At 40.2% G+C, this 12712-nt stretch carries 9 protein-coding genes and 2 CRISPR repeat arrays; of the genes, 3 read left to right on the top strand and 6 right to left on the bottom strand.

The annotated features are described in order from the left end of the window. Positions 1–172: 172 nt before the first annotated feature. The 4 genes from HC643_RS02980 to HC643_RS02995 all read right to left on the bottom strand — a co-directional run bounded on the left by HC643_RS02980 (position 173) and on the right by HC643_RS02995 (position 5315). A complete protein-coding gene (locus HC643_RS02980) occupies positions 173–628 on the bottom strand; it encodes a MarR family winged helix-turn-helix transcriptional regulator (protein WP_050046107.1) in 456 nt (151 codons plus the stop codon). Continuing rightward, positions 625–1062 carry an EVE domain-containing protein gene (locus HC643_RS02985; protein WP_038076295.1) on the bottom strand — a complete coding sequence of 146 codons (438 nt, stop codon included), beginning with the start codon at positions 1060–1062 and terminating at the stop codon, positions 625–627. The genes HC643_RS02980 and HC643_RS02985 overlap by 4 nt, the downstream gene beginning before the upstream one ends. Positions 1063–1570: 508 nt before the next feature. After that, a CRISPR array of direct repeats spans positions 1571–3348; the repeat unit is 37 nt; unit sequence GTTTCAATCCCTAGAAGGGAGTCGTATAAGTTGCAAC. Between the two features lie 190 nt (positions 3349–3538). Further along, the gene (locus tag HC643_RS02990) at positions 3539–3814 is read right to left on the bottom strand and encodes a hypothetical protein (RefSeq protein ID WP_038090894.1); all 276 of its coding nucleotides are present in this window, start codon (positions 3812–3814) and stop codon (positions 3539–3541) included. A gap of 112 nt (positions 3815–3926) precedes the next feature. Next, on the bottom strand, positions 3927–5315 hold the full coding sequence (locus HC643_RS02995; protein WP_050046108.1) for an NCS2 family permease: 1389 nt from the start codon (positions 5313–5315) through the stop codon (positions 3927–3929). 1124 nt (positions 5316–6439) lie between these two features. On the opposite strand from HC643_RS02995, the gene HC643_RS03000 reads away from it, so the two are divergent. Together HC643_RS03000 and HC643_RS03005 are read left to right on the top strand one after the other, a co-directional pair. After that, a complete protein-coding gene (locus tag HC643_RS03000; RefSeq protein ID WP_038090892.1) occupies positions 6440–8014 on the top strand; it encodes a metallophosphoesterase in 1575 nt (524 codons plus the stop codon). Positions 8015–8258: 244 nt separating this feature from the next. Continuing rightward, positions 8259–8570, top strand: a complete 312-nt coding sequence (locus tag HC643_RS03005; protein WP_038090889.1) for a hypothetical protein — start codon at positions 8259–8261, stop codon at positions 8568–8570. A gap of 104 nt (positions 8571–8674) precedes the next feature. On the opposite strand, the gene HC643_RS03010 is transcribed toward HC643_RS03005, so the two are convergent. Continuing rightward, the gene (locus HC643_RS03010; RefSeq protein ID WP_038090887.1) at positions 8675–9106 is read right to left on the bottom strand and encodes an Hsp20/alpha crystallin family protein; all 432 of its coding nucleotides are present in this window, start codon (positions 9104–9106) and stop codon (positions 8675–8677) included. A 321-nt stretch (positions 9107–9427) separates the two neighbouring features. After that, a CRISPR array of direct repeats spans positions 9428–11287; the repeat unit is 37 nt; unit sequence GTTTCAATCCCTAAAAGGGAGTCGTATAAGTTGCAAC. Between the two features lie 329 nt (positions 11288–11616). Here HC643_RS03010 and HC643_RS03015 point away from each other — a divergent pair. Beyond that, on the top strand, positions 11617–11814 hold the full coding sequence (locus HC643_RS03015) for a TetR/AcrR family transcriptional regulator (protein WP_038081758.1): 198 nt from the start codon (positions 11617–11619) through the stop codon (positions 11812–11814). Positions 11815–11966: 152 nt separating this feature from the next. Here HC643_RS03015 and HC643_RS03020 read toward each other — a convergent pair. Next, positions 11967–12712, bottom strand: a 746-nt coding sequence (locus HC643_RS03020; protein WP_167844611.1) for an RNA-guided endonuclease InsQ/TnpB family protein, incomplete at its 5' end; no start/stop codon positions are given.

Here is a 12712-nt window from a genome sequence, read left to right on the forward strand (position 1 = left end):
TTGGGCGCGTCCAAAGGACAACCAAAGCACTCACTCCCATAGTAATGGCTGCAAAAAAAGACATTGCACAGTGCAATTTCGCGCATGGGGAAGTGCCTATCAATCGGTAGTCGAACAGAGCTTGGCGAAAGAACAGCGAACTTATAACAGCAGACAACTTTGTCAGAAATTATTAGACACAGTTAAGGTGCAGATTTTTGAGTTCAGCTAGTAAGACAGCATGATTGCAACAACTAAAAAACTCTGCATCCAAATGCTCAATTAGTGGCAGTGCTTGTTCGAGGATTGTTTGGCCAGAATTTGTTAGCATTAGCATCTTTGCTCGTGTATCTGTCGGATGAGGAGAGCGTGTTACCAACCCTTTAACTTCCAATCTTCGCGCCACTTGAGAAATTTGCATCACATCAATTTTACAGAATTCTGCCAGTTGCACCTGAGTCAGCAAATCATCTTTACTTGTGAGCCAACCAATCCCAACTAACACAACAAACTGTAGATGAGTGATGTCAAGTTCTGCCAGAACTGCATCAACTCGACGTTGCCACAAATGGGTGACTTGCCAAAGCAGATACCCTGCGCTTTCTGATGGCATGGTAAAACGTGAAACTTTTGCCCAGTCAATAGTCATAGAGTACAACCGGAAGCATTCATCGCTGTTGCAATTCGCCGAAAATCTGTGAGGCAGATTTCAAACAACCCCAATCGAAAGATATATCCCCAAGATTTCTTGTTTTTAGTGAAAGACAGATCATCGAGCAATGGTCGAATCAATGCTTCCTCTGCTGCTATGAATCTCACATCACGGCGATAAGGAACAAAACCATTGCCCATGTCACAAAGATACGGCTCTTGTTCCAGAATCTGCCCGATTGCCGTAAACGCTTGTACCACATCTGTGCTTCCCATTTCACTATGAGGAGAATAGTAAATAATCCAATCACCAACAGCAAGTCGCTTAAGCGGATTGGCTTTGCCATGACAAAGTTGACAAAAGCCTCCTTCTACACCCTTAATAACGCGATCTTTTGAGCCCACACCAATCCAGTACCGAGTTTTATTCATGACTGATGCCTGTAATCAACTAAACAGTAGGAGTCGGCAAGATGTAAATTCATTGAGCACAACTATGGCGGCGGGTTAAAAGACTAACGCTGCCTATATAGTAAATACATTTATTATATATATATTTACTATAGCCTGATTTTCGAGATATTCAAGAAGTCCACGAAAGCTTTTACCTTTGGTTTGATTGCCAATCATTTTTACTCCCACTCTCATTATCTTCATCGTCAATGTTCGACCAGGACGGGGCACATTCCACAATCCTTTCAAACCATGCTGTTGCCATCTGTGTATTGTGGTACGTACCTTACCAGTAGTCTAATTGAAGTAGGATGATAATTCTTTGACTTTCCATCCCCTTGAAGACAGTCTTAGGAGTTCTGCTCTATATGATTGTGATTTGTGGTACGCAATCGCCTCGTTTTAATTCCAGCAATTTTTGGTCTTCGCTACGTGTTAAAAATATTCTTACTGGAATGCTTGCTGCGACTGAATCAGGTAGAATTCCGTTTCAATCCCTAGAAGGGAGTCGTATAAGTTGCAACTAGCATAGTATTTCGCAAGGAAACGACTAAAGGTAGTTTCAATCCCTAGAAGGGAGTCGTATAAGTTGCAACCTAGCTTTACTTACTTTATAGGAGAGATATTTTTCCTGTTTCAATCCCTAGAAGGGAGTCGTATAAGTTGCAACTTATGATGATAGTACAAATACTCACTTTACTGCTGCTTTGTTTCAATCCCTAGAAGGGAGTCGTATAAGTTGCAACATCAAGTAAAATGATTCAAGTAATCAAAGAGTATGTTTCAATCCCTAGAAGGGAGTCGTATAAGTTGCAACCGGCAGAATCGCAGGCGGAACGGGGTACATCACTGTTTCAATCCCTAGAAGGGAGTCGTATAAGTTGCAACGATCGCACACTACTTGCCCCAGCAGATTGCGAGTTTCAATCCCTAGAAGGGAGTCGTATAAGTTGCAACGCTGATTTCTAGTAAAAAGGACATTTAGCCGCTCACGAGCTGTTTCAATCCCTAGAAGGGAGTCGTATAAGTTGCAACCTTTTAAAACTAACGATTCAATATCAGACTTATCTGTTTCAATCCCTAGAAGGGAGTCGTATAAGTTGCAACGTAAATATTTTAGGTTTTACTCACACACACCACACGTTTCAATCCCTAGAAGGGAGTCGTATAAGTTGCAACTACCTCAGAGATTTCCTGGTTAATCGGATCGCCAAGTTTCAATCCCTAGAAGGGAGTCGTATAAGTTGCAACCCCAATCAATAGGAGTCACTATGTCATTTTTAAAGTTTCAATCCCTAGAAGGGAGTCGTATAAGTTGCAACTTCCCAAGAGTCGCTAAGGTTCGATTGTGAGAAACAGTTTCAATCCCTAGAAGGGAGTCGTATAAGTTGCAACTATCTTTCTTTGAGCCATCTCAGCAATTAAGACCCAGTTTCAATCCCTAGAAGGGAGTCGTATAAGTTGCAACCGGTATGCTTTTCATAATCAAACCCTTGCTTGCCGTTTCAATCCCTAGAAGGGAGTCGTATAAGTTGCAACATCGGTGTTGGGCGTATTGTGCTCTGAGAAAATAAACTCGTTTCAATCCCTAGAAGGGAGTCGTATAAGTTGCAACTTAACAAATCCCGTGCTTGGTGCTGTTTGTGTTAATTGTTTCAATCCCTAGAAGGGAGTCGTATAAGTTGCAACCACATCACAATCTGATGTGCGGGGGTGATGCTCTCTGTTTCAATCCCTAGAAGGGAGTCGTATAAGTTGCAACTGTATATTCATATTAGTTCGCTGTGAAAGTGGACAGTTTCAATCCCTAGAAGGGAGTCGTATAAGTTGCAACTTGGTTGCTGCTATCGACCAACTGCAATCTGAATTAGGTTTCAATCCCTAGAAGGGAGTCGTATAAGTTGCAACGAGCAAAAGTTTTGGGATGATTTGCTAGGAGGTAGTTTCAATCCCTAGAAGGGAGTCGTATAAGTTGCAACAGAACTTCATCATTACTCCCCACCAAGTAAATCGTTTCAATCCCTAGAAGGGAGTCGTATAAGTTGCAACTTAAATTGCCCTAATGAGTCAATTATTGAATCAACGTTTCAATCCCTAGAAGGGAGTCGTATAAGTTGCAACATTTCACTCTTAGTTGTTCAAACTCTTGATGTAAAGTTTCAATCCCTAGAAGGGAGTCGTATAAGTTGCAACTTGGATTTGTACGTCGATGCGATCGCACAATTCAAGTTTCAATCCCTAGAAGGGAGTCGTATAAGTTGCAACTGCTAAAAGATGAAATGCTTGCAATATGGAGTTTTCAAGGTGCGGTAGCGCGGTTGGTCTAATCATAACACGATCGCGGATGGGAATGACAAGAGAAAATAGCTGAAACGCTTGTGTGGAAAGGTGCGCGGATGGTTTTTATATTTCAAGGGACTTAACTCCTTACACATCAAAGGTTTGAAGCACTTTTTCAAGAAGTACTTTTTCTACACCTACCCATCCGCGCAGCAATAGCAGCCGAAGCCAGATCTGTTGTTGGGCAAGTCCAAAGGACAGCCAAAGCACTTACTCCCATAGTAATGGCTGCAAACAAGGACATTGCACAGTGCAAAAGCACATATGGCAACCACATTGGATTTGCCATATGTGCTTTTGCAAGTAAAAGACCATCTACACCGATAGGCACAAATATGAAGAGAATAGCTGTGACAGCAATCAAGTTGCGTCCCAGTGAAACTCGGGTCATGTGTTTTTTGTGTTGCAGTTTGCACTTTCTAGAGTAGCAATGGCTTAGGTACTGCACAAGCAATTGCTTTTCTATCACCCAAGAGCGATCGCAAAGAATTTCCCAACAGCCTCTAAGCTTTTAGCATCAAGTGCAACATAGAAATAGCTGCCAAAAAGAAAACTGGCTTACTCAGTTGATGAGCCACTCCCTGGGAAGCTTTCATTAAGGGGTAGAAAATAAAACCAATTGCCAATGCTTCTGCAATTGAATAGGTTAGAGGCATAGTCACAATAACAAGAAATGCCGGAATTGCCTCAGATAAGTCATTCCAATTGATGTTTTGCACGCTACTCATCATTAAAACCCCTACTATTATCAATGCAGGTGCTGTAGCAAAAGCAGGGACTGCTGCAAAGACAGGAGTGAATAACAGCGAAAGTAAAAAAAGGATTGCTACCACCACAGACGTGAAGCCGCTCTTTCCCCCCTCAGATATTCCTGAAGCAGACTCAAGATAAGTCGCGCATGGGGAAGTGCCTATCAATGCACCAAAGGAGATGCCGATCGCACTAGCTAACAATGACTTGCTCGCATGAGGCAATTCACCTTTTTGATTGATAAAACCAGCTTGCTGTCCCAAACCAGTGAGTGTACCAATGGTGTCAAAAGAAGTCACAAACAAAAACGTTAGTGTGACACTGATGAGATTCCACACCTGGTCGGGCTGAATATTGTTCAACCCTATAAATGCTTGACCTACCAGAGCGTCTGGAAATTTGGGTAAAGCGATAATTTTCTCGGGACAAGGAGCAATTCCCAATGTCCAGCCTAACAGTGCTGTGGCAAAAATCCCCCACAGTATCGCTCCTTTGATATGACGTACCATTAAGGTTGCGGTCAGCATTAAACCGAAAACTGACATTAAGGTAGCAGGATGTTTAAAGGAACCTATAGTGGTTAGGGTTGCTTGACTGGCAACAATAATACCTGCTCCTAGGGATGGTGCGTCAGGAACACCAGACAATCCAATGTAGGCAATAAACAAACCAATACCCGCTACAGTAGCGTATTTGAGGGAAGCTGGAATGGCTTGGATGATTTGGATATGAATGTTACTGAGAATCAAACCGATAAAGATTAGACTTTCAAGTAGAACAGATGTTAATGCTAATTGCCAACTTACCTTCAACTCCAAAACCACCGAGAAAGCAAAAAAAGCGTTGAGACCCATCGCTGGGGCTAAAGCAAAGGGATAATTTGCGAGCAGTCCCATTAAAGCGGTTGCAAATGCAGAGGTTATGGCAGTGGCAATGAGAATCTGATTGAACAAATCTCCTGGCTGCTCTTGAAATATAGCATTTGATAAAATTCTAGGATTCACAACTAAAATGTAAGCCATAGTCATAAATGTCGTGACCCCAGCTAAAACTTCTGTCTTGTAAGTAGTACCCAATTGCTCAAACTGGAAAAACTGACTTACTGAGATATTGAGTATATATTTATGTGTAAATATTTTCATTATTTTTTTAAAGATTTCATTTCAGCTTACTAAAAAAATCTCACTTATTAAATGTTATAAATACGGAAATACTTTTATTTTAAACTCGGTATTTTTCCAGTACAATATGTCTTTAAATCTCGCAATAATAATTATTAAATTGATAAAAATTTGCCTATCAATTGCATTTACGATGGAGTAGCAGATGCGGCTTTATAAATAGTAAAATCATAATTATTATATATAAATATGTCTTTATATCTCTAAGAAAATGTTTGAAAAGTCCTTTCATCAGTAGCAAAACATTCAAGTTCCCCCTAAATCTACCGATAAATTGGGGAACTTTAAAAGTATTTTCCCCCCTTTTTAAGGGGGGCTAGGGGGGATCTCCGAGTGTGTAAAATCACAGCTAACCACCTTTCAAACAACCTCTAAGTGGCGGATGTTCTAGCTTGAAATGGACGCAATCTAAAGCGAAACTGGTAGCAGTTTTATATTCATCAACAACACACGCTTTTGCTAGAAATCTAATTGATGAAATGTAAGTAGGTAGACAAGAAAAAACACAACTATGAAAAAAATATAAAATATTATTCTGTTCGTAGTAGCGCTTTAATGCATGGATCTCTACTACAAATTAGTAATGATTATTCACATCCAAAACATACTACAAATCTATACTACATCTGTTTAGAAAACAACAGTGTAACAAGAACACGACTTACGCAACGTCAACGCTATTTTGGGGTTTTCACGTGTTGCAGATCCCTCCTTAAAAAGCTACGGTGGTGTACACAAGTCTTATATAGTGCATTCATTGCGGTTTCGATCCCCCCTAACCCCCCTTAAAAAAGGGGGAACTTAACTCCAATTCTCCCTTTTCACGATGTTTCATCTCTTTTCTAGAGATCTGTACACCACCGTAGCCGCTCGATTGGGGAGCTTTGCGTAAGTCCTAAAGAAGCTAATCCAACGAGCTCATCTCAAAAGAAAAATCGCGATCGCGCTGGAAGCGGCTCATTTCAAAACTGAATTCTATACAGCATTTCTGGTGAACTGTTTTTTAAAAAGAATGCGTACAAACACGGATGACAGTGCTATATATACGTAGCCTATGACTGTAATGACTTTTGGTAGAAAATTTTATGAAGAATCAAATAGTTGTCCTAAGTGACATTCACATTGGTACAAATGCTCCTACTGTCTGGTATCAAAAAGAGCTTCACGAACCTTACTTAGCAACTGTTTTAGATTGGGTCATTGCAAATGCTCCATCCATTAGAGAACTGATTCTTTTAGGTGACGTAGTTGATTTTTGGACTTACCCATCAGATCGAGAACCACCTTGCTTTGAGGACATAATTGCAGCCAACAGTAATATTTTTGGTTCCCATGGAAAGTTGAGCCAGGTTTTGACTGCTCTTGAGGGAAATGTTACCTATGTGCGTGGCAATCACGACATGACCATTACCCAGGATGATTTAGATAAGATACAAAACCCCAAAGGCTACAAAATTAAATTATCACCTGGTGATATTTACTACCCTATTGCTGAAAACAAAAAAATTGTTTGCACTCACGGGCATATCTATACAATGTTCAATGCCCCTTATAACAATGCAAACAATCCAATAGCTCCACTACCCCTGGGTCAATTTATTACCCGCGCTGTTGCTTCCATGCGACAAAAGCAACTCAAGCCCGGTCAAACTGTTGCTGACTTAAACGATTCAGGAGATCCATCTGGTTGGGATATAGTACCGGGGTTATTGAAAATCTTAAAAGATGCAATTCCCAATCCAATTGAAATATTAACTGGAAACGAACAGCAAGCATGGGATACACTCTCATCTTTAGCTAAATTGATTCTTAACACTGTTGCTAATTCAACTGGTATTGAGAGAACGCAACCAATCAAATTAGCTTTGGGGAAGGAAACTACCTTTGCAGAAGCTGAGACTATTTACGAGAATTTATTTTCGGAATGGCGGGAGAAAAACCATTCTGCATTACTTGCCTATAAAGCAATTATGGCTGATGCCAACGGCAGCTATATGGGATGGTTTGCTCAACAGCTGGCTTTTGAAGCTGAAGCAGAACTGGTGGTTATGGGACACACCCATCAACCCATTTCAGGTCTGGAAAATTCTTTAATCAATTATGTAAATACGGGATTTCATTGTCCTTCACGAACTGACATTGGGAAAAAGCACCCTACCTTTATTCTCATTAACGTTGATGATTTTCATGCAGATATTTTTCAAGTATTTAACAATGAAGGCACTTACAATATTGAAGTGTCTTATGCACAAAAAGCTAAGGTGGCTGACGGTACTTTTTCCGCAGGTGATTTCTCTTGTTATATCATCATTGATAATCAACAAGGAAAGTTTGACTTAAATCTCGAGAATTACGAAGCAACTTCCGGACATTACGTTATTGCTCCTCCCCAAAAAATCAGTCAAGGAGAACAAGTAAAATTATGGTTGCAAGATAATCCGGGACATTCTGGTGCTCAAGGTTGGGCAAAATACTCTTATAAGGATGAAGAGGGCATACTCAAGGAAATTCAATTCGCCTACAACTGTCCTTTTACTTTTTTCAATAGCGCCAGTTGCGATAATGCTAACTTTTATACTAAGACTGCCGATAGCTCTTGGGGTACACTTAATGGAGTCACTAAATTAGGACATCCATTTTTCGTGAAGTTTGTCTTGTAGTTCCAAAGACAGAGGTTATTTTCTCTGCCTATTATGGTTGCATTTTAGCGATAACCGCTAGCTCAAGTTGAAATTAGTATTAAGTACAATATTATACATAATACTGAACTCATACAATAAAAAACCAAGTGTGATGGCTAGCTAAGAACTTGTAGCTTGTATATTCAGTAAAGCGATCGCACGGGAGAGGGGAAACTAAAAGATACAATTGACTTTAGTGGACTGCGCTTTTTGATTACACCAGATGAACGATTCTTTTCCATCGGATATTCAGCAATCGATTCAACAAAGCTTGCAAGAAATTGCTCTTCAAATGGGACAACCACTTGATGAGAGAGCAGCAGAACGGCTGTATCGAGATGCCAGTCTTTTGCTCGATGGCATTCCCTGCGAACCACTCACCTTAGCACGGGTAGCAGGAACACTACTCGTATATCAAGTGCAAAACACGGAACCGGAAGAATTAGAGTGGTTTAAATCTCACGTGCAGCAATGTTCCAATGATGAAGAAGTTGAGGAACTTATCGAATCTATCCATCGAACTGATTCGCTTTGAACAAAATTACGAGAAAGCCCAGTCTTTAGACTGGGCTTTCTCGTAAATTAACAAATTGTTATTACTTAATTGTGGCAAAGGGAAATCAATACCCAAGCAACCAATTAAGACGCAAGCTGTTCTAAGTTCACTTTGACAACTTTGTTCTTTTCTTCCTCTTTTTTAGGCAGCGTCAAATTCAAAATCCCATCTTTGTACTCTGCCTTGACATCAGTATTCTGAATTTTGATAGGTAATGGAATGACGCGCTGAATCTTACCATAGTGGAACTCTGTCCGTATCGTACCTTTGTCTTCAGTCTTGGTTTGGGACTTGCGCTCTCCACTAATAGAAACAGCGTTTTCTGTTACTTGGATATCTAAATCTTTAGCATCCATTCCTGGAAGTTCCAATTTGAGATGAACTGCATCATCTGTTTGAGTCAGTTCAGCAGCCGGAACTTTCACAAAATCTTTCTCAAATGGAACTCTTGTATCTTCAAACAAGCGTTGGATAGCGTTTAGTTCTTGCCAGGGATTGTAACGAATGAGTGTCATAGGTATTATGAATAAGTAGAAATTGCGTTCTTGTGACTTTGCTTTATATACTCATAATATTCCTGGGAGAAAAGCTTTGTGATTCGGCTTCAACTACTATCAAATTCATAATAACCGTACTAGAAATAACTACTATAAAAAAGTACGGTAAACCGAAGATTTTTTATACGTTTTAGAGGGAAAAGACTTTGTTCAATTATTCTTCTGTAAAGAAAGAATGAAACACCCCTGCTTTTACCCTAACGATTGGAAATCGAGGCTATACAAACAAAGTCCGCCTGCGCGGACTTAATCATAAAGGGGGTACAAGAGGCAGATTTAGTATCAATCCTTAAAAGGGAGTCGTATAAGTTGCAACTTTTCGCTTCTTGGCTTGCCTCTTGCATAATGCTGGAGGTTTCAATCCCTAAAAGGGAGCCGTATAAGTTGCAACTACTTAATTGAGCGCGGAAATGAGCGGGTTTTTAAGTTTCAATCCCTAAAAGGGAGCCGTATAAGTTGCAACGCAAGTTTCTGTCCTTGGTAAGGGAGACAAACTAAGGTTTCAATCCCTAAAAGGGAGTCGTATAAGTTGCAACAAGGAGTAGTACAAATCTGCACTTTATTATATAAGTTTCAATCCCTAAAAGGGAGTCGTATAAGTTGCAACCGAGCGCGTAAGCTGCGTGCTGTACGTGCGCGTGTTTCAATCCCTAAAAGGGAGTCGTATAAGTTGCAACCTGGGCGAAGTATACAGGGATTTGTTAAAAGTTGTTTCAATCCCTAAAAGGGAGTCGTATAAGTTGCAACTTCTCTCTAAATGAGTAGACAGCATACGCTTTATGTTTCAATCCCTAAAAGGGAGTCGTATAAGTTGCAACCAAAGGAAGTTTTGATACTTCTACCGCTACATTACGTTTCAATCCCTAAAAGGGAGTCGTATAAGTTGCAACTCTAGGCTTCCGAGTTGAAGCCTAGATTTTCTCATGTTTCAATCCCTAAAAGGGAGTCGTATAAGTTGCAACAATACTTTTGGTTGATATTGTCGGCATCCCAACCATGTTTCAATCCCTAAAAGGGAGTCGTATAAGTTGCAACCGTGATAATCCCGGTACTATTCCGGTGATACTCTACGTTTCAATCCCTAAAAGGGAGTCGTATAAGTTGCAACAGAGCCTCTAATTCATCTACAGTAATACCTTGATTTGCAGTTTCAATCCCTAAAAGGGAGTCGTATAAGTTGCAACGCAACAGTACACAATTTATTATGGCAAGTATTAAATATGTTTCAATCCCTAAAAGGGAGTCGTATAAGTTGCAACCAGGGGACAACAGAAGATAGTAGCAGCGTGTGGTTTCAATCCCTAAAAGGGAGTCGTATAAGTTGCAACGTTTCTGTGCGCTATTGGCTGCCAGTTGTTGTGTTTCAATCCCTAAAAGGGAGTCGTATAAGTTGCAACTTCTCAGCCTCTTCTCGGGAATTGCCCAACTCTGCGTTTCAATCCCTAAAAGGGAGTCGTATAAGTTGCAACGGGGAGGTCAGCACCGATTGACTTGAGTTGGTAGTTTCAATCCCTAAAAGGGAGTCGTATAAGTTGCAACTACTTTAATCGATACATTACGCTCGGCTGGTCTGGTTGGTTTCAATCCCTAAAAGGGAGTCGTATAAGTTGCAACGCGCTCAGTTCGTATCTTTCTTGAGTGTGCTGATTCATATCCCGTTTCAATCCCTAAAAGGGAGTCGTATAAGTTGCAACGTAAGATGATTTTAATTCTTCTAATTTCATATAAGGTTTCAATCCCTAAAAGGGAGTCGTATAAGTTGCAACTGTGCTTTTGATGAAATATTCGGTATTTCTGATTTTAGTGTTTCAATCCCTAAAAGGGAGTCGTATAAGTTGCAACATTCCTCTTTGCTCAACTCAACTTTCCTCTTTGCTCAACTCGTTTCAATCCCTAAAAGGGAGTCGTATAAGTTGCAACGAATGCCAAAATTCGAGATACTATAAGCGATCTACTTTTTGTTTCAATCCCTAAAAGGGAGTCGTATAAGTTGCAACTTAAATTCCAAAATAGTTTGTATAAGTAGTAATGTTTCAATCCCTAAAAGGGAGTCGTATAAGTTGCAACGTAACCAAGTTTTCATGGGGAATTGATGCTTCAGTGTTTCAATCCCTAAAAGGGAGTCGTATAAGTTGCAACTGCTTGGAGTTGAAAAGCTTGCTCTATGTGATTTTCAAGGTGCAGTAGCGCGGATGGTCTAATCATAGCACGATCGCGGATGGTAATGACAAGAGAAAATGGCTGAAAAGCTTATTTAATAAGGAGCGCGGATGGTTTTTATTTTTCTAGGGGCTTAAATTCTTACACATCAAAGGTTTGAAGCACTTTTTATAGGAACTACTTGTTTTACACCTACCCATCCGCGCAATAATGCTTGCGAAGCACGCCGTAGAGCAGTTGTTAGTGTTTTCGTTCTTAGGTAATAATGCAGGGTTTATTTATTAAATTGAAAACACGCCGTAGAGCAGTTGTTAGAAGACGCAACTCGCGTGTGTTTAGAGCTTGGATATGATTTGATCGATATGGACATCCTGTCTCGTGAAGCTCATGTTGCCAAACGCACCATATATCAAAACTTCGGAGGTAAGGAAGAACTGTTTGGTGCAGTTGTTCGCCACTTGAGTGACACTATTCTAAGGATGTTGTTCTTAAGATCCACCGTATAGGGAATTTCCCAGAATTTAGTTAAATCTTTTTATTTAACTCTGCTCCGAAAAACTTACCTAAACTTCCTCAAACTTGTTGATTCGTTTAGCGTTTCCTTCCTGCTTCAACCAAGGTAGACGGCTACTTCTTGTCCACAGGCGTTAAGTTCAGGTCAAGCCAACCTTACTTTATTGTTAGGGGCATTCTCAAGATTGACGGACGCATTGTCGTCCCTGTCCCGTGTATGCCCACAACTTTCACAACAAAAAATCCTTTGGGATAAAGTCATCGGTTGAACATGATGGCATTTACAGCACATCTTTGAACTGGGATACCATCTGTCAACTAATTCGACTTTTGTTCCGTAGAAAAATTGCTTATATGTGAGTTGACGACGAATCTCATAAAAACAGTTATCGCTAACAGCACCAGCTAACTTACTGTTGGCAATCATGCCTTGAACATTTAAGTCTTCAATGCGAATTATATACGCTTTACGACTTAAATCAGTTGTCATCTTTTGTGTCACGTCTTGCCTAATATTGGCAATTCGAGCATGGGATTTAGCTACAAGCGCGTAAAACTCCCGAGCGTTTTTAGATGCTCTAATTTTTAGTTTTTTGTTTCCTAGTACCTTGTTACGATTTCGCCACTGCAATTTACCAAGCTTGGTTTTCGCTATTTTTGTGGTAATTGGCATGGCATAAGTCGTGCCATCAGAACAACTAGCTAAAGTTTTGACTCCTAGATCCACACCAATCTTCTCTATAGGGTGAATAATTGGTGGGATTTTTTCAGTATCTAGAGCGAAGGATACAAACCATTTATCCGCAGTTCTAGAAACCGTGAATGTTTGTGAACTGCAAATAAAGTTAATTGCCTCATGAAGTCGAAAACTTTTAATTCCTGGCAGAGGAA

Origin of the sequence: Tolypothrix bouteillei VB521301 (assembly GCF_000760695.4) — a bacterium.
Taxonomy (GTDB): Bacteria; Cyanobacteriota; Cyanobacteriia; order Cyanobacteriales; family Nostocaceae; genus Scytonema; species Scytonema bouteillei_A.

Coding starts and splice junctions, on each gene's coding strand:
- HC643_RS02980 (WP_050046107.1), bottom strand. CDS start 628: ATGACTATTGACTGGGCAAAAGTTTCACGTTTTACCATGCCATCAGAA.
- HC643_RS02985 (WP_038076295.1), bottom strand. CDS start 1,062: ATGAATAAAACTCGGTACTGGATTGGTGTGGGCTCAAAAGATCGCGTT.
- HC643_RS02990 (WP_038090894.1), bottom strand. CDS start 3,814: ATGACCCGAGTTTCACTGGGACGCAACTTGATTGCTGTCACAGCTATT.
- HC643_RS02995 (WP_050046108.1), bottom strand. CDS start 5,315: ATGAAAATATTTACACATAAATATATACTCAATATCTCAGTAAGTCAG.
- HC643_RS03000 (WP_038090892.1), top strand. CDS start 6,440: ATGAAGAATCAAATAGTTGTCCTAAGTGACATTCACATTGGTACAAAT.
- HC643_RS03005 (WP_038090889.1), top strand. CDS start 8,259: ATGAACGATTCTTTTCCATCGGATATTCAGCAATCGATTCAACAAAGC.
- HC643_RS03010 (WP_038090887.1), bottom strand. CDS start 9,106: ATGACACTCATTCGTTACAATCCCTGGCAAGAACTAAACGCTATCCAA.